This window comes from Deinococcus psychrotolerans, from assembly GCF_003860465.1.
In the GTDB taxonomy this organism is placed as follows: Bacteria; Deinococcota; Deinococci; order Deinococcales; family Deinococcaceae; genus Deinococcus; species Deinococcus psychrotolerans.
Map to the genome: position 1 here is coordinate 1,189,746 of NZ_CP034183.1, position 21,924 is coordinate 1,211,669.

Genomic DNA, 21,924 nt, shown 5'->3' on the forward strand with positions numbered 1-21,924 from the left:
TTGAGTCGGCTTGGGCCAAATTTTTTTATGGCCCCTCAGTTCCACTTTCGTACTCGCCCTGCCGGAGGAGTTTCCCTTGAGCCTGACGTCTAAACGCCGCGTACCCAAAGCAGGCAAGGTGAGCAGCGCCCCAGAAGAGCGGGCCACCTTCCGCAACCCTGTGCTGCCCTGGCTTTTTTTGCTGCCCACCTTCATCATTCTGGCGATCTTTCTCTATTACCCAGCGCTCCGAACCTTGCGGCTGAGTTTGTTCCGCTCCAACATCATTTTGGGCAACGAAAGTTTCGTGGGTCTGGCGCAATTTGCCGAGCTGCTGTCCAGTCCGGTGTACCACCAAGTCATCTTGCAGACCCTCATTTACTGCGCTCTGGTCATCTTTTTGGGCTTATTTTCAGCGATGGGCCTGGCGTGGCTGGCCAGCCGCCCGATTGCCGGAGCCAAGTTTTACCGCCTCATGCTGATTTATCCTTACGCGCTGTCTCCGGCCATCGCGGGCACCATCTGGCTGTTTTTGTTCAATCCTGAAATCGGTGTGGTCAACAGCGTGCTGTCCTCCCTGGTCGGCGTGCGTCCGCGTTGGCTGGACAACCCACTCTTGGCCTTCGGCTTGGTGGTCTTGGCCGCCGTCTGGAAAGGGCTGGGCTACAACGTGGTCTTTTATCTGGCCGCCCTCCAAAACATTCCTGGCGAGGTTTCGGAAGCGGCGGCCATCGACGGCGCGAGCGGTTGGCAATCGTTTTGGAAAGTCACCTTTCCGCTGCTCTCCCCCATGACCTTCTTCTTGGTGTTTACCAATTTGGTCTACGCGCTGTTTGACAGCTTCGGCTTGGTCGATATCCTGACGCGCGGCGGGCCCGTCTACGGCCAAACCGGTATCACCACCTTCTTGATTTATCAGCTCTACGAAGACGGCTTCCGCAATTTCAAAACCGGCGTGGCCGCCACCCAAGCAGTGCTGATGCTGGTCATGGTCGGGGTGATTACCGTCATGCAGTTCAGATACGGCAACCGGAGAGTGCACTATGGCGCCTAAAGCCGTTTCATTACCGCAAACGGCCAAGCCCCGCTCCAGTAAGCCGCCAATCCGCCACCTGTGGGTTCATGTGGTCTTGATTATTGCCATCATTGTCATCGCCTCGCCGCTGGTGTTCGCGCTGATCAAGGCGACCCAGTCCAGCGATCAGGTGATCGGGCCGAGTCTCTTGCCGGGCACCCAGTTTTTTCACAACCTCGCCAGCGTCTGGGGCGACGCCCACCTCGGCCGCTTCATGTTCAACTCGTTTGTCGTCACCATCTGCGTCACGGTGGGCAAAACCATCTTGTCGCTGCTGGCCGCACTCGCCTTCGTCTACTTCCGCTTCCCTCTCAAAAGCGTGGCGTTTGCGCTGGTGCTCTTCACGCTGATGTTGCCCACCGAGCTGCTGATCGTGGCGCTGTTTGATCTGGTGTCGGGCACCCTCAAATGGTCTGACAGCTACGCGGCCATCATCGTGCCGTTTTTGGCCTCAGCCACCGGCACCTTTTTGTTCCGGCAGCATTTCATGAATATTCCGCTGTCGCTGGCCGACGCCGCCCGCATCGACGGCTGCGGCCCGATGACCTTCCTCAGCAAAATCCTGATCCCGATGAGCTGGAACACCATCGGGGCGCTGGCGGTCATTCAGTTTGTGGGAGCCTGGGATCAGTACCTCTGGCCGCTGGTGATTATGCAGTCTGACGACAAACAGGTGGTGCAGGTGGGTCTACGCCGCTTGATCGACGTGGGCGGTCAAACCGACTGGGGCGCGGTGATGGCCGGAGCCTTAATCACTCTGGTGCCGCCACTGCTGGTGTTCACCTTGCTGCAAGAGCAGTTCAGCAAAGGCTTTGCCCTCGGACAGGACAAGTAGTCTTTTCCCTCTGAACGCTGGAAGAAGCGTGCTGAACCTCGTATTGAGGTTCGGCACGCTTCTTCATTTGCAAGAATCAAGGGTACAAGCGAAATCAGCCTGGCCTTAATGAAGTCAGGGGGCCCAAAACCTCACCATTTTTGTGCATCTTATCCCGGCTTACATAATATCGAGCAGCCAACCAATTACCTTAACTCAATGAGAAAAATCATGTTGACACTCGCTTTGCTGGGAACAGCCGCCGCTCAAACCAATATTGAATTCTGGCACACCTTTGGAGATCCTAAACGCGGGAATTGGATTCAGTCCCGTGCCGATGACTACAACAAAATGCACCCCGGAACGATGGTCAAGCCTGTAGCCAAAGGAAACGACAGCGAACTGATCACGGCCACCATTCTGGCCGCAAGGCAGGGCAATCCACCCGCTTTGGCACAAATTTTTGAAGGTGGCAGCCAGCTCGCCTTAGACAGCGGCATTTTTCAGCCGGTCAGCGCCGTCAAGAATGTGGACTTCAGCGATTACATCAAGCCAGTCATCAATTACTACACCATCGGCGGTAAGGTCAACAGCTTACCATTTAACTCCAGCAGCCCGGTGCTGTATTACAACAAGGACTTGATGCAAAAAGCCGGTCTGAATCCCAAACAACCGCCCACCACATTCGGGGGTTTGCTGGCCGACTGCAAAAAGATCGAAGCGGCCAATCTCGGCGTAACCTGCTTCGGGATGAGTCTCAACGGCTGGTTTTTTGAAAACTGGATGGCCGAGCAAGGCGTGCCGTTTCTCAACAACGACAACGGCAGAAGTGGGCGTGCCACTGCCACGAACTTGGACAGCCCCGCCGCCAAGACCATCTTCCAATTCTTTAAGACGATGCAAGACAACAAATACTTCTCTTATACCGGCAGACTTGAAGACTTTGACGGCAGTGACGCCATCTTCACCAATCAAAAAGTGGTGTTTCACATCACCTCAACTTCCAAAATCGGCAACAACGGCGACGGTGCCAAGCGGGCGGGCTTTCAGATGGGTGTGGGCAAATTGCCGATTCCCACAGGCAGCAAGCGCAACGGCGTAGTTTTGGGCGGCGCGAGCATCTGGCTGGCCAAAAATATCAGCAAGGCTGAGGCCGAGGCCGCGCTGGATTTTACCCTCTACCTGACCAACACCCAGAACATGGCCGACTGGCACAAGCTGACCGGCTACTATCCAGTGCGCCAGAGCAGTATTGCCCTGCTCAGGAAAGAAGGCTGGTTCAAGCAAGCGCCGCTGCAACTCGTCGCCTTCAATCAGCAGACCAACACCGTTCCCAGCCCCGCCACCGCCGGAGCCCTCAACGGCGCAAGCCCGCAAGTTCGGCGTGCGGTGGAAGAAGGCTTGCAAAGGGTGCTGAGCGGTACGCCAGTTGACGCCGCGCTCGCTGAAGCCAAAACCAAGGCCGACGCCGCCATCGCCGATTACAACGCCAACTTCAAATAAGACCAATTGGCCCATAAGCGGGCGCAGAAAGGGAGTAAAGTCAAACGCAACGTGGCTGGCCTCTGCGCCCAACTCAACTCCTTAGCCGCCATATGCCTTTCGGTGATTGAAACACCCAAAGATAAGAAGGAATAAGAAGAAGGCCCTGAAGTAAATCTCAGGGCCTTCTTCTTATTCTCTAACGTCAACTGCCTTCAAAACACATTGATATTTAAAAACACATAGGTGATCGGCACAGCGAACAGCAACGAATCCAAGCGGTCTAAAATGCCGCCGTGACCCGGTAGGGTGTTGCCGCTGTCTTTGGCACCCAGCGAGCGTTTAATCAAACTCTCGCTGAGGTCGCCGAGCTGCGAAGCGCTGGCCACCATCACCGCGTACAAAAAGGCGTCGGGCAGACTCCAGATGTTGGCGAGGCGGGTCACGATGACCACCACCAAGAAGCTGACCAGCAACCCGCCCAGCGCACCTTCCACCGTTTTACCGGGGCTAACTTCGGGAGCCAATTTGCGCTTGCCAAAGAAATAACCGAAAAAATAGCCGCCGGTGTCTGCGGCAAAAGTGGCCAGCAGCGGCAGGGCGAAGAACAGCAGGCCGCCCTCCGCGTCGGGGCTGTAGCGCAGCATCAGAAAGTAGCCGAGCAACCACGGGATATACAACAGGCCAAACAAGCTGTAGACCACGCGCTCAAGGGGGCGTTCACCGGGCTGCATGACTTCTGCCACCAGCAGGTACCCAGTGGCAGCGGTCAGCACCACCTCGCGCCACGAGCCGCCCGCCCAGGGCGCAGGCCAGCCCGGATAACTGGCCACCACGATGGCCGCGCCGAACAGGTACAGCCCAGTGCGCCGCACATCGATGTCGCGCCGGTCGACCATGTGGATGTATTCGCGCAGGGCCAAAAAGCCGATCAGCAGCAAAAACGGCAGCAGGGTGACCCAGCCGAAATACACCGCCACACACACCAAAGCAAAGCCCACCACCGAGGTGGTAAAGCGGGTGCTGAGCGATTCCATCCGCTTTGGCGCGGGCGGCGGGGTGGCTGGGGCCTTGCTCACCCTAAGATGTCCTGCTCCTTGGCGCTGACCGTATCATCAACCCGCTTGATAAATTCGTCGGTCAGCTTCTGGACGTCGGCTTCCCCGCGCTTGATCTCGTCTTCGCCCACGCCCTCGACTTTCTTGAGGTCGTCTAAGGCGTGCTTGCGTAAGCTGCGAACCGCGACTTTGGCATCCTCGCCGTAGTTGCGGGCATTTTTGATCAGGTCTTTGCGGCGCTCCTCGGTGAGCATCGGCAAGCTGATAAAGATGGTGTCGCCTTTGTTGTTGGGATTGAGGCCCAAATCCGAATCACGAATGGCCTTTTCGATCGGGTTGAGCGCTCCTCTGTCCCAGGGAGTGATGACCAAGGTACGGGCGTCCGGCGTGCTGATGCTGGCGACCTGGTCGATCGGCATGGTGGAGCCGTAATAGTTCACCTGTACTTTTTTGAGAATGCCCGGATTGGCGCGGCCCGTGCGGAGCACCGACAGGCTGTGATCGAGCGCTTCAATGGCCTTGAGCATTTTGCTGCGCGATTCAGTTTGAAGTTGTTTCATATCCATGAGCATTCACTCCTTTGGTCTTGTGTGTGGTTGCTGATTTTAAAAGCTACGAAGTAATCAGCGTTCCGACCCGCTCGCCCGCGAACAGGCGGCGCAAATTGCCTTCCTGAAAAATATCAAAGACCACCAGCGGCAGGCCTTTATCCATGCACAGGGTAATGGCAGTGGCGTCCATCACCGCAAGGCGCTTTTCCACCACGTCCATGTGGCTGAGCTGATCGTAGCGCACCGCGTCCGGGTTTTTCTGCGGGTCAGAATCGTAGACGCCGTCCACTTTGTTTTTGGCGTACAGCACCACTTCTGCGCCGACTTCCAGCGCCCGCAAGGTGGCGGTGGTGTCGGTCGTGAAAAACGGCGCTCCGTTGCCGCCGCCGAAAATCACCACCCGGCCCTTTTCCATGTGGCGCATGGCGCGGCGGCGAATGTACGGCTCGGCCACCGCCGCCATCTGAATGGCACTCATCACGCGGGTGGGCTTTCCGGCCCGCTCCATCGAGTCTTGCAGGGCCATGGCGTTCATGACAGTGCCAAGCATCCCGATATAGTCCGCCGTGGCCGGATCCATGCCCTGACCGTTGCGAGCCCCGCGCCAGAAGTTGCCGCCGCCGATCACGATGGACAGCTCCACGTCGGTGCCTTCCAGCGCCGAAACGATGTCGTGGGCCAACTTGTCGGTGGCTTCCGGCACGATCCCAAAACCTTGTTCGCCCGATAAAAATTCGCCGGAGAGTTTGAGCAAAACCCGTTTATACATAGTTGACCTCGTCTCTGGCCTGAAACTTGTTGATGAGAATGAGCGCAAAAATCTTATTTCTTGGAATTTGGGTAGGGAAGCTTCAAAAAGAAAGCAGAAAAAAGACCCAGCAACCGTGGGTAGGTTACTGGGCAAAAGGGGCCTGCGGCTCTGAGTTCAGCAATGACGCTTGGAAACAAACAGAGCCGTCAACACTCCAGATCACGGCTGTTTCCACACGCCACAAGCGGCAGGCCACTTGCCCCCTTCCTTATGCGCCGATCTCGAAACGCACGAAGCGCGAAATGGCGGTGTCGCCGAGGTACTTGCCGACGGTCAGGCTGTTGTCCTTGACGAACTTTTGCTCCGGCAGCACCCGCTCCTCGTAGAACTTGCCGATCTGACCGCCCACGATCTTGGCGGCGAGGTCAGGGTTCTTGCCTTCGTTGATGGCTTTGTTGGTCAGGATTTCGCGCTCTTTTTCGATGTCCTCGGCGTTGACTTCGTCGCGGCTGAGGTACTGGGGGCGCTCGGCGGCGACGTGCAGGGCCACGTCTTTGGCCTGCTGCTCCTGCCCACCGGCCAAGTCCACCAGCACGCCGATCTTGCCGTTGCTGTGAACATATCCGGCCACGTTCTGGCCTTCCACGTAAGCCACGCGGTTGAGCACCAGGTTTTCACCAATGGTGCCGGCCGCCGCCGCTACAGCAGTTTCCACGCTGTCGCCGCTGTCAAGCTTGAACTGCTTGAACTCGGCCAGATCATTGGTCTTGGCTTTAAGGGCGGCTTGGGCCAAGCTCTCAACCAGCGCCTGAAAGTCAGCGTTGCGGGCCACGAAATCGGTCTCGCTGTTGACTTCTACCATCGCGGCGTTGTTGCCGCTGACCACGAAGCGCACCAAGCCTTCTTTGGCTTCGCGGTCGGCTTTCTTGGCCGCCTTGACGATGCCGCGCTCACGCAGCAGGGCCACCGCTTTGTCTTCGTCGTTGCCCGCGTCAGAGAGCGCCTTTTTAACGTCCATCATGCCCGCGCCGGTCAGTTCACGCAGCTTTTTAATTGATTCCAACATCGTTGATGCCTCCGTTCAGAGAAATTAATTTAGGGGGTGTTCGGGTGGTGCTTGAAAAATGCGGGGCGCTGAAGCATTTCGCTCAGGGCCGCCGCACCATTTCTTTGCTTCAGCGATTAGCCCTTGATTTCGTTGTCCATCGCCGCGGCTGCGCCGGAAGCGATTTGCTGGCCCTGGGTGTCGTTCTGGCTCATTTCGCCGCCGATGCCGCCCTGGGTGGTGAACATCGCCACGTCGTCGCTGATCGGCGCTTCTGCCGCGTCAATGTCGGCGTTGTCTTCGCTGACGCGCTCGCTGCTGACATCCTCGCCGCCGCCACGCGCCTCAACGATGAGGTCGCCGATGCGGTGGGTGATCAGCTGAATGCTGCGGATGGCGTCGTCGTTGCCCGGCACGATGTAATCGATCACGTCGGGGTCGGAGTCGGTGTCGGCCAAAGCGATAACCGGAATGCCCAGCTTGTTGGCTTCCTGAACGGCGATGACTTCCTTGGTGGGGTCAACGACAAACAGAGCGTCGGGCAAACGGGTCATCTTGCGGATGCCGCCCACGTAGCGCAGCAAACGGTCGCGCTCGGAGCCGAGTTGAATGCGCTCGGCTTTGGGGCGGTCGTTGATGCGGCCCGACTCGAACAGCTCGTCGAGTTCGGCTAGGCGGTCGATGCGGGTGCGGATGGTGCGGAAGTTGGTCATCATGCCGCCGAGCCAGCGGCTGGTCACGTAGGGCATGCCGCTGCGGCGGGCTTCGAGTTCCACGATTTCTTGGGCCTGCTTTTTGGTGCCGACAAACAAGATGGTGCCGCCGCGCTCCGAGAGGTCTTTGATGAAATCGAAGCTGCGGTCGATCTGCTTGAGGGTTTTTTGCAAGTCGATGATGAAAATACCGTTGCGCTCAGCGAAAATAAACCGCTTGAACTTGGGGTTCCAACGCTTGGTTTCGTGGCCGAAGTGGACGCCCGCTTCAAGTAACTGCTTCATACCGATATAAGACATGTCTTCTCCTGAGCGTTTCAAAATAAAGTTTGCCGTCTGCGTGCCGGGGCGGTGTGTTTATGAAAATAAAACTCGCCTCAGTCTCCGCTGCGACGCTCGAGCGCGGCGGATGGGAACGCGGGGGCACCCAACCAAGGAGTTTAGCACGCCTGCGCCCACTCGGCTAGCGTAGCCCTCGCCTCCTTTGGGGAAGTCGGGGTAGACTGCTGAGCGTGTTACGTGCCGCGTATTGGCTTTCTGCCGTGATTTATCTGCCGCTGGGGGTGCTGCTGTACTTTTTCCCGAGCAGCCTCAGCCAACTGCTCAGCCTGAGTCCCCTCTGGCTGGCCCGTCTCAGCGGGGCGCTGCTGACCGCTTGGGGCGGCCTGCTGATTGCCGCCGCGTTTCACCCGGACAGCGTGACCCGCTACGGTGTGGCCGCCGCCAACTTGCTGGCCGTCGCCACACTGGTTCCGGCGGCGCTGAAGGGCTCAGTAGGAACAGTCGGCGGCTTGGTGCTGAGCGTCTCAGCCGTGCTGGGCGTGGCCGGAATCTTAGCTTTAATCGGAGGTGGTCGGCGTGCCTGAAGAACTCGGTTCCACTGAAACTAAGCTCACTGACAACAAAACCACTGAGCGCCTGCAAAAGCGCCTCGCCCGCGCCGGAGTCGCTTCACGCCGCGCCGCCGAGGAACTGATCAAAGCGGGCCGCGTGACCGTGAATGGTGCGGTGGCCACGCTCGGCCAATCGGTCAGCGAAGACGACTTGGTCGAGGTGGACGAGCTGGCGCTGGACGCCGCCCCCACCGAGCAGCGGACTTTCGCCATGTACAAGCGCCGGGGGATTATCGTCACCACCCACGATGAAAAGGGCCGCCCCGCCGTGATGGACAACATGCCAAACATTCCTGGCCTGCACCCGGTGGGAAGGCTCGACCGCGACTCGGAAGGGCTGCTGCTGCTGACCACCGACGGCGAGCTGACCCTGCGCCTGACCCACCCCCGCTACGGCCACGACAAGGTGTACCGGGCTTGGATTGACGGCGGCATTCCTGAGAACGACACGCTGGACGCCTTGGAAGACGGCATTGAGCTGGAGGACGGCTTCACCGCGCCCTCGCGGGTTGACCGCGCCGGAAAAGGTGTTTACGTAACTTTGCGCGAAGGCAAAAACCGCCAAGTCCGGCGGATGCTCGAAGCGGTGGGCCACCCGGTGACGCGCTTGGTGCGGGTGCGACTCGGCGGGCTGTGGCTGGAAGATCTGGTGCCGGGCGAGTGGCGTGAACTCGACAGCCGCGACCTGTTCGATTTGGAGAATCCTGATAAGACACCCGAACATGTCTGGGACCGCAAAGAAGGCTTGACGCGGGAGCGCTGGGGATAGCAAGCAACGCTTAAGGGAGGTGCTGAAAGCAGGACGACTCTTCACCGCTTCCCTCAAGCCGAAAAGGTGTTAAGCAAGTAGAAAATCAGGAAGCAGCCCACCACAATTCCAGCGCCCAAACGAATGGGGCGGGCGCTGTACGTTCGGGTGGCCATGGCCGAAAGCTGAAAGCCCGCGCCCAGCAAGCTCAGCACAAACAAAATCAGGCCCGGACTGAGACGCGGCAGATGCAAAAAAGCGACGATATAAAAGGCGCTGAGGGCCACGGTCAGGATTAGGGCCACCCAGATGAGAATCAGCGAGCGCGTCATCTGTTCGCCCGTCAAACTGGAGCGGTTGACCCACACCAACACGCTGACCTGCAAAACAATCGTCAAAATCACCAGAAACGACAGCACATTCATAGAGCGCAGCTTAACGGCTCGGCGCGGGGCATGGAGCACTGGATACGGGGCCGTGTATACTCACGGGCGCGGGAAGGAACACGGTCGCGCCTTTGCAAAAAGGTGAGGAAAGTCCGGGCACCGCAGGGCAGGATGCCAGCTAACGGCTGGGCGGCGAGCGAACCGCTGTGCGTGAGCAGGCGCACGGGAAGGCGCGAAGCCGACGGACAGTGCCACAGAAACCAGACCGCTTGCTCACCAAGGCCGCTCTCACGGCGCAGCAAGTCAGGGTGAAACGGTGCGGTAAGAGCGCACCAGACCGCTTAGAGATAAGCGGTGACTGGTAAACCCCATCCGGTGCAAGACCCGACAGCAGCGGAGGGCGGCCCGCCCGTTGATGCTCAGGATGGTCGCTTCAGGAGCGCGGCGACGCGCCTTCGCAGAGAGATGATCGTGGCTTCCGTAAGGAAGAACAGAACCCGGCTTACTCCCTTCCCGTGCCAAAAAAAGCGACGCCCAGAAAAAGACTGGGCGTCGCTTTTTGGACTCTGGAAAGTGGCCTGCAGGAAAAGGTCAGTCCCCTAGCGGCTAAACTGACTCATGACCGTCACCAACGAACGCGATTTACGTGGGATGAAACGGGCCGGACAGGTCGTGGCCAAAACACTTGCTGCCATCAAAGCCGCTGTAGAACCCGGCATCACCCCTTTTGAACTCGACGCTCTGGCCGGGAAAGTCTTTGAGGCTCACGGCGCTCAATCTGCACCACGCCTCGAATACGGCGCACCCGTCAATGTTTTCATCAGCGTCAACGACGACATCGTTCACGGCTTACCCACCCACAAGCCGTTGGCAGCGGGCGATCTGATTAGCATCGACGTGACGCCCAACGTGCAGGGCTACGTGGCCGATGCGGCCATCAGTTTGGCTCTCCCGCCCGCTTCGCCTGTGGTGATGCGCTTACTGGCCTGCACCGAAGCAGCTTTGGCCGAGGCCATCAAAGTCGCTCGGCTCGGTCAACCACTCAACCGCATCGGACACGCCATTCAGCAAGAAGCCGCGCAGCACGGCTTTACCCTGCTGCGCGAACTGCAAGGCCACGGGGTAGGAAGGGCCATTCACGAGAAGCCCAATGTGCCGAACTTTTTTCACCCGGCCCTCAGCGCACCCCTGCATGAAGGCTTGGTGCTGGCTGTTGAACCGATGCTGTCCAGCGGCCGAGCCTGGCGAACCAAAACCAAACGCGACGGCTGGACAATTTGCACCCGTGACGGCGGGCCGGCCGCCCATTTTGAACACACCATCATGATTACTGGGGACGTGCCACTGATCCTGACCGCTTAAGGTTACGCTGGCGGCTTGGGCAATACTCCTTTTCGCTCCAACGCCGCCGCGATAAATCCGGCGAACGGCGGGCTGGGGCGCATCGGGCGCGATTTGAATTCGGGGTGGGCTTGCAGGCCCACGAAGAAGGGATGGTCGGGCAGTTCGATGCTCTCCACCAAGCCCGCGCCGCGTCCGGCCATGCCGGGGGTCACGCCACTGATGCACAGGCCCGCGTCTTTAAGTTGTTGTACGTACACCGGATTGACTTCATAGCGGTGACGGTGCCTCTCCTGCACCTCGCCGCCCTGCGGAACACCGTAAAGCTGCGCCAGCTTGGTTCCCCCCGCCAAGTCCATTGGCCAGTCACCGAGACGCATGGTGCCGCCCAGATCGGCCGTTTCGAGCTGTTCGGGCATCAAGTCGATCACCTTGTAAGGGGCATACGGATCAAACTCGGTGGAGTTGGCTTCCGCGAGGCCCACCACATTGCGGGCGTATTCCAGCACCGCCACCTGCATCCCCAGACAGATTCCCAGATACGGCACGCCGTTGGTACGGGCGTACTCGGCGGCCTTGATTTTGCCCTCAATACCGCGCACGCCGAAGCCGCCCGGCACCAAAATACCGTCCACGTCGCCAAGCTGCTCCTCGATCTGTCCACCCTCTTCGAGCGCTTCGGTGTTGACCCATTTGATGTTGACGCGGGCGTCGTTGGCAATTCCAGCGTGCAGCAAGGCCTCCATCATCGAGAGGTAGGCGTCGGGCATGGCGGTGTACTTGCCGGCCAGCGCAATGCTGACTTCCCGCTGCGGCGCTTTGATGACCCGCACCGCGTTTTGCCAGACGCCCAGATTGGGGTGGATGTGTTCCAACTGCAGCAAGCTCTCCACCGCTTTGCCCAGTCCCTGTTCTTCTAAGGCCAGCGGAATCTCATAGACATGCGGCACGTCAAAAGACGAGAACACGCGGTTGGCCCTAACGCTGGTGAACAGGGCAATTTTCTTGGTGATGTCTTCCGGCAGCTTCTCTTTACTTCTGACCATCACGATGTCTGGGCTGATGCCTACCGAGCGCAGCGTAGCCACCGAGTGCTGGGTCGGCTTGGTTTTGAATTCGTTGGAGGTGCCCAAATACGGCACCAACGTCAGATGCAAATAAAGGGTGTGTTCGTCGCCGACATCGAAACGGAACTGGCGAATGGCTTCCAGAAACGGCAACGATTCGATGTCGCCCACCGTGCCGCCGACTTCGATCAGCACGATATCGGCTCCGGCCCGCTCACCCGCCTCGGTGATACGGCGTTTGATCTCGTCGGTCACGTGCGGAATGACCTGCACCGTCTGAGACAGGTAATCGCCCGCCCGCTCCTTGCGAATCACTTCGAGGTACACCTGTCCGGTGGTGATGTTGCTGCCCGCCGGAACGTCGAGGTCGAGGAAACGCTCATAGTTGCCCAAGTCGAGGTCGGTTTCCGCGCCCGAAGCCGTCACAAAGACTTCGCCGTGCTCGTAAGGCCGCATGGTGCCCGCGTCGATATTGATGTAAGGATCAATTTTGATGGCCGTGACTTTGTAGCCGCGTGCCCGCATCAGTGCGCCGAGCGAGGCGGTAGCCACCCCCTTGCCTAAGCTCGATACCACGCCGCCAGTCACGAAGATGTATTTGGTGTGCATTGCTTCTCCCTTTGCTTCCTGCGCCCGGCCTAGTTGTGAGACCAAAAAAAGAAATCCGGAGCGCAGTGGCTTCCGGGATTTCAGAGTAGCACAGAGGAAGGATTATGGGTTCCAGTTGCGTGGATAGACATTCACAGTCTGAGGTCCGATTAACGAAGATTGCGTAGAAGCCACTCTAAATCTTTGCCCCGTCAAGGTAATAGACACTCTACCGGGAGTTATACCAGCAGGAGCAGCAACATCGAATTTCACATTAGCAAGACTAGGCTGAATGTAATCAGCTAGAATTCTTCCCACTCCACCCATGTAATAAGTCGGAGCACTTGAGAGAGTCTTGACAGAATCGCTCGACAGTACCGCTCCTGGACTCCAAGCGACGCCACCTGAAAACATGTTCTGTCTGTATTCCATAATAACCCATTGACTGGCATTATTAGCATCAGCCTTGGGTACATCTACCAAAGTGCTACTCAACAAAGCAGAGCGAAGCATAGGATAGTAAGCAAAAAAACGATAGCAGCCAGCAGTAACAATTCCTGTACTAGGAGTGGCTCCTTGGCAATCTGCTGTAGGTACAGAAGGCGGTAAGATCATTGCCAGAAATGGTTGTGTCCCGACCTTCCACGTTTGAGAGCTAGGTGTGATAAGGGTATTGAGTGTACTGGCACCACTCGTATTCAACGTCAAAACACTGCCTACCGGGTAGACATAAATGGCGTCATTCGTTCGACCAGCAATGACCTGTTGGGCAAGTTGGACTTCACTAATCAGATCATTACGGGAATTGATATCTGTAGACGAAAAAAGCGTAGTCGTAAAAAGACTCGTAGTGACAGCTAGAATTATACCCGTGATCGCTAAACCGATTAGAAGCTCTAGTAAGGTGAATCCGTTTTGCTCTCTCATGGTCTTACATCCAAGCTGAGAACTACTGGGGCCTGACTAACGACTGTAGTAGTGACGGTCAAACGGCGCAAGAATGGAGTATCACCTGTAGTATCTGCACAGGTTGCACTAATCGTTAGATCAGGAGCCACATCTTGACACAGAATTGTCGAAGTTGAAGGTTTGACCATATTATTAAGGTCAGCTTGTGGAGTTCCATAATCAGCTACAACCAAAGCACGAGCACGTTCTAAAACATCTTGAGCTTCTTGGGTTCCACTCAACGTATTCTCTGATGTTGCGCTAAGCCTAAGACTATTAATGAGAGGCTGTGCCGTAATAATGATAACAATTCCCAACAGAACAATAGCCACCAGAATTTCTATAATTGTAAATCCTTGAGATAAATGATCTCTTCTCATCTTATGACCTTTCCAGTAACTCCGATAATCCTGATTGCGTCAGTATAACTCGGATTTACCCCTCTTAGGGTAAAAGTTCCACTTATAGCTCCCGTGTCAGCAAAAGGAGCAGTATATGATATAGAATTCGCCAAACTCGCTGGAGCTAGAGAAGCGGTCACTCCGTCAGGGAAAACGACAGTGGAGGTCGAGACCCCCTGTTGATAGGTATAGCCTGAACCATTGCCGAGTAATTGAATTTTGGTATTTTGACCTGAGCGCCAAGATGCACTACGCGCACGCTCTAAGTCACTCGAAAGCATTGTCACGGCATTTCGAAGGCGCGTTTTTTGGAATTGTGCAGTAAAATTAAAGAACAAGATAGTTGCCAGTATTCCTATAATCACCATAACAATCAGAAGTTCAAGTAACGTAAATCCACTCTCTTTTTCTCTCATGGTGCTGCCTGTCTTATATTACCAGTCAGCAAGATTTTTGAGGCATCGGCACTGTCTTTATCGCCGGCCGTGAGGTTATATTTCAGACTTATATCCCAGTTCTTCTGAGTAGGGAAGCTCGGGGGAGAAAAACCGATATCCATACGGGGATCGTAGACAAAGTTACGATTGAATCCTGTTGATTGAGCACCTGTAGTTCCATTGAATGTGAAAAAAGCTCCATAAACATTTTCGATGACTCCACCAGTCAGGTTAAAAGAACCACGTCCACCTTTACCACTATTATAATTCTGAACTTGGACAGCACCTTTTGAAGCCATAAGCACCGCCTGAACCGTGAGATCATTAGGAGCATTCAACGATCCTTTATCCGGGTCAGTGTTCTGCGTCGTATTGTTTGAATTGGTCGTTGTGTTATTGTTTGCAATTTCAATATCACCGTTGGAAGAGTAGATTCCAAGAACGTTTTGAATGATATTGCCATTACTATCAAAACTGGAGCAATTAGCTGTTTTGGCTGTTCCAGAGTCACAGGGAGATTGTTCATATTTTAAGTTTCCAGTCAGAACAATATCCTGATCAGAAGCAAGAGTCATCTGAGCAAAACTCGCAACAGCAGGATCTGTATTCCCATAAACACTTTTGATGCCACCTTTAGAATAAATAACCCCATTGAATTTAGCAGGACTACCTCCCGGCAGCGTCGCAGCCTGCCATTCACCAGTCGATAGATTTTTACTAGCATTAGTCCAAATTGGAGCACTCACTGTACCAGTGTTGATCTGAACCGTTCTATTCTCATCAAAGCGCAAATATACTTCTTTAGAGTCTGATTTCGTATAATTTATGGTCTGGTATTTGACAGATCCTGCATTAGATATTCCATAGCTTATTTTTTTTATGGCGCTGCCTAGATAGATACCAGTCTGATTAATCCCATTAATATTGGTTATGTTTTTTGAGTCGTCGATCTGGCTTTGTCCATTCTCAGGGAGCTGAACAAAATCACTGTTCCATTTTGCATCACCAACAATCGGTTTGTCTGATGTATTCCCTGTGGTTGAAAGCTCTTTTAAAGATTTTCCGTTGACATTTTTTGTTGTAGAGTTGATTGAACCAACGTTCTGAATATTTGTTTGACTGTTATTATAGAAACGAGCACCAGACACTTGAGAAATTGCACAGTAATCAGCTCCTGCAGCGTCTGTCTTAATTTGACCTGCAGGACACCCTGCTGAGGTAATCTTTCCTCCAAAGTAAGGCGTAGAACTAAAATTAAAATTCTGATTGGTATGGACAGGCCCACTAAACTGAGTATCTTTGGTAAACCAGAGAGTCGAGCTATCAGATAAATTAGAATAATGATGGTTCGTAAATAGAGCATATTTAGCAAAACTTGGCTTTGCAATGGTTAATGTATAAACCTGACGTTTAGAGAAATCTGTAGCATCTGATCGGATACTTCTCATTCCATTGCTCTGGTTTCCGGTACTTTTGAGGTCACTCACCATGAATACGAAATTGAAGACATCTAGCCCGGGACGCGTGACTGCAATAGGAATAATTCCGAAAGAAAGAGGGTTACTTGTGCTGTTTGATGGCGTAGACAAAGTGCCATCACTATTAAGTGTTCCCTGTTTGAAAACTGATGCCATATAACTATCGAGCTTCGTTCCATTAAGCCCCATAGCAGACAAGGTAATCGTCGGATTCGTGGTATTAAAATAATTTTTGAACAAAGCTGATAGAGCTACAGCAGGAGCAGGCTTGTTCGTTAGATCGCAGAAAACTAGACCGTTCAGATTTTTTATAGGATGCGTACTATCTAACGTAACAAAAGACGGCAAGTTAGAGGCTGTATTGATATTTGATGGAGCGCCTGCCTCATTACATATATTGACGAACATATCCTGCATGTTATTGCGGTAGATAGAATTGGCAGGCTTGAGATTATCTGTCAAGAGGTTGAAAAAATCCAATTGCGCCTGAGCTTGTGAGACACCAGATTCCGCACGGTACTGGGCTTGGAGTAACGCACGCTGGTCAGTCGTGTTCCTGCGACTATTCACTGCCAAATTGGCACTCACCACGATCACTCCAGCGAGAATCACCATGACCATCAAAACCAGCACCACCAGCGTGGCACCCTCTTCCCGTCTTTTTCCCTTCATAGACTTAACTATGCCGCAAGAGGTCTTACGAAAAAACACCCATTTAGGGGAGTAGGTTAGGTTATGTCTCAAGCTTCATCTCAGCAGCCTCTAGCCTCTGCCCTCCCCCGCCCCCTCGACTTCGCCTACTCGTCCAACCGCTGGGCGGCGGTAGGCCTTGGCCTCAGCATCCTGACCGCCAAAGTGCTGGGGCACTCCTGGCCGGGCAGCCTCCGCATTGGACTAGGAACGTTCAGCAGTTGGGCGATTGCCCGCGAACTCGACCCCGACGTTTCAGACACGGCGCTGGCCGCCATGCCGCTCGCTTTCTTGGCTTTGCTGGCGCGGCCCAGCAGTACCGAAGCCCACCAATCTGAGCCGCTGAGCAGTCTGCGCCACGCGTTGCCCGCCTTCACCGCCCTCAGCAGCACGCGGACACTGGCCGCCACTGTGGGCGTCAAGACCAGTCCGCAAGACGCCGCCGCACTGGGTGTTCAAGCGGCACTCAGCGCCCTGAGCAGCGGCCACATCGCCAGCTTGATGCCGAGTGCGGCGCTGACCTGGTCAAGTGAATTTGAGGACGACTTCAGCGCCCCTCCACTGTCGGGTGTGGCGGTGGCGGCTGCTGGAGCGCTGCCCACCTCAGCAACCGGAGCGGGCAGCAGCATTCTCAGTGATCTCCTGAGCCTCGCGGCGCTCGGGCTCGGCGCACAACTCACCGCCCCTGAACGCATCAACAGCCACTGTGACGAAGTTCCCACGATCGTTTCATCACAGCGGGTGCGGGCGGCCCGCCTGCTCAGCCTTGGCACGCTAGGGCTGGCCCTTTTAAGGCGCGAAACTTTGGCGCTCGCTCCACTGGCCGCTGCTTGTGTCACTGTGGGGGCAAGGCGAGCCTTGAAGCGCTGAAAAAGGTAGCTCGAAGAAACTCCAGGCAATGAACTCGCAAGGCAGAAAAACCGCTGATTCGGCAACTTTTACAGCAGTCTTGGCGATGTCTCTACACTACACTTAGGTATGATAGGCATCCGCAGACAAATCACTTTGGTGCTGGCCACTTTACTCACCCTCCTGATGAATTATCTCTCGAATGCGCTGCCCCTGTTTGGCAACAGCAACGGTGAGATCTCCGATCTGCTTCCTAACGCTTTTACTCCAGCAGGGCTAACGTTTGCTATTTGGGGAGTGATCTTTTTGGGGCTGCTGGCCTTCGCCGTCTACCAAGCGCTGCCGGGGCAACGTGGCCCGCGTTACGACGCGCTGTTTTGGCCTTATCTGCTGGCCAATCTGCTGAATGTCGGCTGGCTGGTGGCCTTTCAGAGCCTTCACTTCGGGCTAAGCGTAGTCGTGATGCTGGCGCTGCTGGGGTCGCTGATCTGGTTGTATCTGCGCCTCAAGCAGTTGGACTTAAAAGGTACAGAGGCGCTGGCACTGGGCCTTCCCACCAGTTTGTATCTGGGCTGGATCGCGGTGGCCACCATCGCCAACGTTACGGCCTGGCTAGTCAGCCTCGGGTTTACGGCAGGCTTGGCCGGGATAAGCGGCCCGCTATGGTCAGCAATTTTGGTCGTGGTGGCTTCAGGAGTGGGGGCCTTTTTGCTGCGGGCCAACCGCGACTTTGCCGTGATGGGCGTGATTTTGTGGGCTTACTACGGCGTGTATCTGGCCCGCCCACAGGAGTTGACGGTCACGCTGGGCTTGGTACTGGGGGTGGTGGTGCTGTTGACCGCCGCTTTTGCCCAGCGCGGTAAACCCGGCAGCGGCGCGAGACGGCTGAGCGCTTGAGGAGTTGGATGAGACTTTAATCCTAAAGACTCAGCTCCACCAACAACCGCTCCATCACCGCTTCTACGTCCATCCCGCGCTTCATGGCAAGGTCAGCTTCTAAAATTCGGCTGAGGTGTGACCTGACTTGGCCCTCGGTGAGCTTGCGGGCAACTTCCAAGGCTTTCTTGGCTGGATAAGGCTTGACGCCCAACCGCTGGGCCGCTTCCGTCTCGGAGACTCGCCCACCTTCTTGTAGTAAGGCCGCGCTGCGGGCCACCAAGCTGTATTGCCACACCACCGCGCCCATCAGCTTGAAAGGGTCTTCACCGCTGGAGAGGAGTCGGCGGAGCTGGCCGAGCGCCTCAGCGGGCCGCCCAGCCGTAGCCGCCCCCAGCATGACAAACGAATCGCCGGGCGTCTCGCGGCCCACCACCTGCTGCACCAGCTCACGGCCAAGTGAGCCATTGGGCGGCCCCGCGAGGAAAGCCAACTTGTTGAGTTCGGCGGCGATACCCGCCAGATCCGTTCCGAAGACCTCGGCCAGATACAGCGCCGCTTCTTTGGCAAGTTTGAGGTTGCTGGCTTTGGCCCGAGAAGCGACCCAGCCGGCCACCTCGCCGGTTTTGCTGGGTGAAGGCACCGCGACGTGTTCGCCGTGCTGCTGGTAATGCTTGACGCGGGTCGCCGCGCCCAGCGGGTCAAGAATGATTACCAACGCGCCGGGCGTGGCTAGAGATTCCAGCAGCGCTTTATCGGGGCGCACGCCTTCCAAATCCACCAGTGCCGCCGATTCACCAAACAAACTGGGAGCCAGCAGCGATGCGAGCTGCGGCGGGGTCACGTCTTCACCGCTGAGGCGCGGCAAATCGCGCAGATGCAGGCCGCGCTGAGCAAGAGACTCGCGGGCAGCTTCCTCAATCAAAAAACGGTTGCCCGAAAACGCCAGGATCATGCGTGGGTTTTCTTGAGGCGGCGCTGTTCACGGCGCAGAGTGCTCGGCGAGCAGATAGCTGCCCAAGCTTCCGAGAGCAGCGCTGCCATCTGCTGAGCAGTTTGTGGGCGCTGAGCAGGGTCGCGCTGCAAAGCCCGTTCAATCACCGGATGCAGCTCATTTGGGCCGGGCAGCGGCAACCTCTCACTCGACAAGCCCACCAGCCAGCCGAGCGCGTCGGGGTGCGGCGGCTCACCGGCCAGGCAATCAAAGAGCAGGCCGCCCACCGCGTAAAGGTCGCTGCGGGGGTCGCCGCGCACGCCCTGAAACTGCTCGGGGGCCATAAACTGCGGCGTGCCCATGCGGGTGCCCGCGTGAAGATCTTCTTTGAGGCGCTTGTCGTGGGCCATACCGAAGTCAGCGACGCGCACACTCTCGGCACTGGCCAAGCCGCCCAGCAGCATCACGTTTTCCGGCTTGAGATCATGGTGGGTCACGCCCTGCGCGTGAAAAAACCGGACGGCCGTCAAGACGCCTTGGGTCACGGCGACTGCTTCGGCCACACTCAAGCGGCGCGAATCGAGCAGCTCGCGCAGACTGCACCCTTCAATGAAGGGAAACACCAGTTGTTCTTGGGTGTGCGCCAAGAGCGGCACAATCGCCGGATGCGTCAAACGCTGCACCACCCGGCCCTCATGGTGAAACCGCACCCGGAAGTCTGGATCGCTGCTGCTCAGCGCTTTGATGAACACCTCATGCCCCTGCCAGTGCCCACGTTCCAGCCGCACACCGCCGCGCATTCCCAGTACAGCCGGATTGGCGACGGTGATGGTGGGCGTAATGACAGACGAACGGCGAGACAAAGCAGACATTTGTAGGAGTATAAAGACGAATGCTTCACAGCGTTGTCACTTACACCCCCAATGGCTTTGCCCTTCTTAATTGTTTGAGTGGTCATCTTCATTTAACTGACAACAACGTAAACCGCCTCACGCCACCGACGTACCAGCACGCTACCTTAACAACCATGTCTGCACCTTCTCCATTTCAGCGTCCTCGCCGCCTGCGCCGCACAGCCGCTCTCCGCGCCCTGACACGCGAAATTCATCTCAGCGCCGAGCAATTCATCTTGCCACTGTTCGTTCATGACGGGCAGGGCGATCAGGTGATTCAGACCATGCCAGGCGTTCTACGTCACGATTTGGCGGGCCTCTTGAACCGTGCCAAAGAAGCCTGGGAACTTGGCATCCAGAGTATCGTCTTGTTCGGAATACCCGCACATAAAGACGCTCTTGGTTCAGGAGCCCACGCCGAGCAAGGCATTGTTCAGCGTGCTATACGGGAAATAAAGGCCAAGTTTCCAGAGATGACCGTGATAGCCGATACTTGCCTTTGCGAATACACCGAACACGGCCACTGCGGGCCGCTGGTGCCGGACGGTCAGGGTGGCTGGACTGTCGACAACGACGCCGCCTTGCCGTTGCTGGCCCAAACGGCCGTGTCGCAGGCGCGGGCCGGAGCCGATATCGTTGCGCCGAGCGCCATGATGGACGGTCAGGTGGGCGCGATTCGCGCGGCCCTAGACGCCGCAGGTTTTGAACACGTTCCGGTGATGGCTTACGCCGTCAAGTATGCCAGCGGCTATTACGGCCCCTTCCGCGAGGCGGCGGGCAGCACCCCCAGCGTTGGCAACAGGGCCAGCTACCAAATGGATCCGGCGGGCGGCTACCGTGAAGCGCTGCGCGAAGCCCGCTTGGACGTGGAGCAGGGCGCGGACTACTTGATGGTTAAGCCCGCACTGGCTTACCTGGACGTGCTGCGGGTGGTGCGCGACGCCTTTAACTTGCCGCTGGTGGCGTACAACGTCAGCGGCGAATACGCCATGCTCAAAGCCGCCGCTGCCGCCGGAATGCTCGACGAGAAACGCACGGTGCTCGAAACATTGATCGCTTTTCGCCGCGCCGGAGCCGATGCCATCATGACCTATCACGCGCTGGACGCGGCACGCTGGCTGAGGGAAGACGCGGCAAATTAAACAAAGTAGTGAACTACAAATCAGTGGATCAACACTCAGTGAATAAGTAGCCGCGCCGCCACCACCAACACGATAAAAGCGTAAACCACCTTGATAAAAGCGCTGCCGCGCAACATCGCCATTTTTGCGCCCACATAAGCGCCCAACGCGTTGGCCGCGCCCATCGGCAGGCCGATCCAGAAGATCATTTTTCCGCCGATTAAAAAGAAGATGAACGCGCCCGCGTTGGTGGCCAAGTTGATGGCTCTGGCGTTGCCGGATGACCGCACCAAGTTGAAGCCGGAAAGCGCAAAAAGAAACATCAAGAAAGTGCCGGTGCCGGGGCCGATAAAGCCGTCGTAGAGGCTGACCACCAGGGTGCCGGGCAAGATGAGGGCCAAGACCCGAGTGGTCAGGCCCGGATACTTGTCGGTGACGCCGAATTTTTTGCTGGTCAAAACCAGCGCCCCGACGCCCAAAATGATCACTGCCACCAGATTCTTGAAGATGTTGGGGTCGACGAAATGCACCAAATACGCGCCTATGGCGCTGCCGATCAGGGCCAGCGGCACCAATCGCAGTACCAGCGGCCACTCGATATGCCCAGAGCGCCCGTACTGCCAAGTGGAGCTGGCGGAGCCGAAAATGGCCAGCAGCTTGTTGGTCGCCACCGCCTGAGCAGGCGGCAGGCCCATAAAAATCAAAGTGGGCAGCGTGATGGTGCCGCCGCCGCCCGCCACCGCGTCGATAAATCCGGCAAGGAAGGCCAGCGGCAGGCCGTAGAGAAGAACGCTAGGATCGGGCAT

Annotated in this window: 23 protein-coding genes and 1 other RNA gene; 10 read left to right on the top strand and 14 right to left on the bottom strand. The window is 56.7% G+C overall.

The features are described 5' to 3' along the window. The first annotated feature begins 76 nt into the window (after positions 1–76). The 3 genes from EHF33_RS05810 to EHF33_RS05820 all read left to right on the top strand — a co-directional run bounded on the left by EHF33_RS05810 (position 77) and on the right by EHF33_RS05820 (position 3,371). Positions 77–1,033 carry a carbohydrate ABC transporter permease gene (locus EHF33_RS05810; RefSeq protein ID WP_241191284.1) on the top strand — a complete coding sequence of 319 codons (957 nt, stop codon included), beginning with the start codon at positions 77–79 and terminating at the stop codon, positions 1,031–1,033. Continuing rightward, positions 1,023–1,889 (top strand): carbohydrate ABC transporter permease, encoded by an 867-nt coding sequence (locus EHF33_RS05815; RefSeq protein WP_124868718.1) that lies wholly within the window; start codon positions 1,023–1,025, stop codon positions 1,887–1,889. Before EHF33_RS05810 ends, EHF33_RS05815 begins: the two co-directional genes overlap by 11 nt. A 210-nt stretch (positions 1,890–2,099) precedes the next feature. Further along, the gene (locus tag EHF33_RS05820; protein ID WP_241191285.1) at positions 2,100–3,371 is read left to right on the top strand and encodes an ABC transporter substrate-binding protein; all 1,272 of its coding nucleotides are present in this window, start codon (positions 2,100–2,102) and stop codon (positions 3,369–3,371) included. A gap of 194 nt (positions 3,372–3,565) precedes the next feature. Here EHF33_RS05820 and EHF33_RS05825 read toward each other — a convergent pair whose 3' ends face one another. From EHF33_RS05825 to rpsB, 5 genes are all read right to left on the bottom strand, one after another. Beyond that, positions 3,566–4,387 (bottom strand): phosphatidate cytidylyltransferase, encoded by an 822-nt coding sequence (locus tag EHF33_RS05825; RefSeq protein WP_124872886.1) that lies wholly within the window; start codon positions 4,385–4,387, stop codon positions 3,566–3,568. Between the two features lie 38 nt (positions 4,388–4,425). Continuing rightward, on the bottom strand, positions 4,426–4,968 hold the full coding sequence (gene frr / locus EHF33_RS05830) for a ribosome recycling factor (RefSeq protein WP_124868722.1): 543 nt from the start codon (positions 4,966–4,968) through the stop codon (positions 4,426–4,428). Between the two features lie 52 nt (positions 4,969–5,020). Then, on the bottom strand, positions 5,021–5,728 hold the full coding sequence (gene pyrH, locus EHF33_RS05835) for a UMP kinase (RefSeq protein WP_124868724.1): 708 nt from the start codon (positions 5,726–5,728) through the stop codon (positions 5,021–5,023). A 250-nt stretch (positions 5,729–5,978) separates the two neighbouring features. Next, on the bottom strand, positions 5,979–6,776 hold the full coding sequence (gene tsf, locus EHF33_RS05840) for a translation elongation factor Ts (RefSeq protein ID WP_124868726.1): 798 nt from the start codon (positions 6,774–6,776) through the stop codon (positions 5,979–5,981). 116 nt (positions 6,777–6,892) lie between these two features. After that, on the bottom strand, positions 6,893–7,768 hold the full coding sequence (gene rpsB / locus EHF33_RS05845; RefSeq protein ID WP_124868728.1) for a 30S ribosomal protein S2: 876 nt from the start codon (positions 7,766–7,768) through the stop codon (positions 6,893–6,895). Positions 7,769–7,980: 212 nt separating this feature from the next. On the opposite strand from rpsB, the gene EHF33_RS05850 reads away from it, so the two are divergent. Then, positions 7,981–8,334: a hypothetical protein gene (locus EHF33_RS05850; RefSeq protein WP_124868730.1), complete on the top strand. Its 354-nt coding sequence runs from the start codon at positions 7,981–7,983 to the stop codon at positions 8,332–8,334. Then, a complete protein-coding gene (locus EHF33_RS05855) occupies positions 8,327–9,130 on the top strand; it encodes a pseudouridine synthase (protein WP_124868732.1) in 804 nt (267 codons plus the stop codon). Before EHF33_RS05850 ends, EHF33_RS05855 begins: the two co-directional genes overlap by 8 nt. 53 nt (positions 9,131–9,183) lie before the next feature. Here EHF33_RS05855 and EHF33_RS05860 read toward each other — a convergent pair whose 3' ends face one another. Next, positions 9,184–9,534, bottom strand: a complete 351-nt coding sequence (locus tag EHF33_RS05860; RefSeq protein ID WP_124868734.1) for a hypothetical protein — start codon at positions 9,532–9,534, stop codon at positions 9,184–9,186. Positions 9,535–9,602: 68 nt separating this feature from the next. Between EHF33_RS05860 and rnpB the strand changes: the two genes are divergently transcribed. Further along, positions 9,603–10,016, top strand: an RNA gene (rnpB, locus tag EHF33_RS05865) — RNase P RNA component class A. Positions 10,017–10,113: 97 nt separating this feature from the next. Beyond that, entirely contained in the window at positions 10,114–10,857 is a 744-nt protein-coding gene (gene map, locus EHF33_RS05870; RefSeq protein ID WP_124868736.1) for a type I methionyl aminopeptidase, read from the top strand. A gap of 2 nt (positions 10,858–10,859) precedes the next feature. On the opposite strand, the gene EHF33_RS05875 is transcribed toward map, so the two are convergent. The 5 genes from EHF33_RS05875 to EHF33_RS05895 form a co-directional block, all read right to left on the bottom strand. Further along, the gene (locus EHF33_RS05875; RefSeq protein WP_124868738.1) at positions 10,860–12,512 is read right to left on the bottom strand and encodes a CTP synthase; all 1,653 of its coding nucleotides are present in this window, start codon (positions 12,510–12,512) and stop codon (positions 10,860–10,862) included. A gap of 102 nt (positions 12,513–12,614) precedes the next feature. Next, positions 12,615–13,418: a PulJ/GspJ family protein gene (locus EHF33_RS05880; RefSeq protein ID WP_124868740.1), complete on the bottom strand. Its 804-nt coding sequence runs from the start codon at positions 13,416–13,418 to the stop codon at positions 12,615–12,617. Next, the gene (locus EHF33_RS05885; RefSeq protein WP_124868742.1) at positions 13,415–13,819 is read right to left on the bottom strand and encodes a prepilin-type N-terminal cleavage/methylation domain-containing protein; all 405 of its coding nucleotides are present in this window, start codon (positions 13,817–13,819) and stop codon (positions 13,415–13,417) included. The genes EHF33_RS05880 and EHF33_RS05885 overlap by 4 nt, the downstream gene beginning before the upstream one ends. Continuing rightward, complete coding sequence (locus EHF33_RS05890; RefSeq protein WP_124868744.1) at positions 13,816–14,256, bottom strand: pilus assembly FimT family protein; 441 nt, start codon at positions 14,254–14,256, stop codon at positions 13,816–13,818. Before EHF33_RS05890 ends, EHF33_RS05885 begins: the two co-directional genes overlap by 4 nt. Next, positions 14,253–16,427, bottom strand: a complete 2,175-nt coding sequence (locus tag EHF33_RS05895) for a DUF4900 domain-containing protein (protein WP_124868746.1) — start codon at positions 16,425–16,427, stop codon at positions 14,253–14,255. The genes EHF33_RS05890 and EHF33_RS05895 overlap by 4 nt, the downstream gene beginning before the upstream one ends. Before the next feature lie 63 nt (positions 16,428–16,490). On the opposite strand from EHF33_RS05895, the gene EHF33_RS05900 reads away from it, so the two are divergent. Together EHF33_RS05900 and EHF33_RS05905 are read left to right on the top strand one after the other, a co-directional pair. Next, positions 16,491–17,315 carry a hypothetical protein gene (locus EHF33_RS05900; protein WP_124868748.1) on the top strand — a complete coding sequence of 275 codons (825 nt, stop codon included), beginning with the start codon at positions 16,491–16,493 and terminating at the stop codon, positions 17,313–17,315. Between the two features lie 108 nt (positions 17,316–17,423). Further along, complete coding sequence (locus EHF33_RS05905) at positions 17,424–18,191, top strand: TspO/MBR family protein (protein WP_124868750.1); 768 nt, start codon at positions 17,424–17,426, stop codon at positions 18,189–18,191. A gap of 22 nt (positions 18,192–18,213) precedes the next feature. On the opposite strand, the gene holA is transcribed toward EHF33_RS05905, so the two are convergent. Both holA and EHF33_RS05915 read right to left on the bottom strand, forming a co-directional pair. Continuing rightward, a complete protein-coding gene (gene holA, locus EHF33_RS05910) occupies positions 18,214–19,125 on the bottom strand; it encodes a DNA polymerase III subunit delta (protein ID WP_124868752.1) in 912 nt (303 codons plus the stop codon). After that, on the bottom strand, positions 19,122–19,976 hold the full coding sequence (locus tag EHF33_RS05915) for a serine/threonine-protein kinase (RefSeq protein ID WP_124868754.1): 855 nt from the start codon (positions 19,974–19,976) through the stop codon (positions 19,122–19,124). The genes holA and EHF33_RS05915 overlap by 4 nt, the downstream gene beginning before the upstream one ends. A gap of 155 nt (positions 19,977–20,131) precedes the next feature. Here EHF33_RS05915 and hemB point away from each other — a divergent pair, with 155 nt between their 5' ends. Next, on the top strand, positions 20,132–21,139 hold the full coding sequence (gene hemB / locus EHF33_RS05920) for a porphobilinogen synthase (protein ID WP_124868756.1): 1,008 nt from the start codon (positions 20,132–20,134) through the stop codon (positions 21,137–21,139). Between the two features lie 35 nt (positions 21,140–21,174). Here the strand turns inward: hemB and EHF33_RS05925 are convergent, their stop codons facing one another. Next, positions 21,175–21,924 carry a TSUP family transporter gene (locus EHF33_RS05925; RefSeq protein WP_124868758.1) on the bottom strand — a complete coding sequence of 250 codons (750 nt, stop codon included), beginning with the start codon at positions 21,922–21,924 and terminating at the stop codon, positions 21,175–21,177.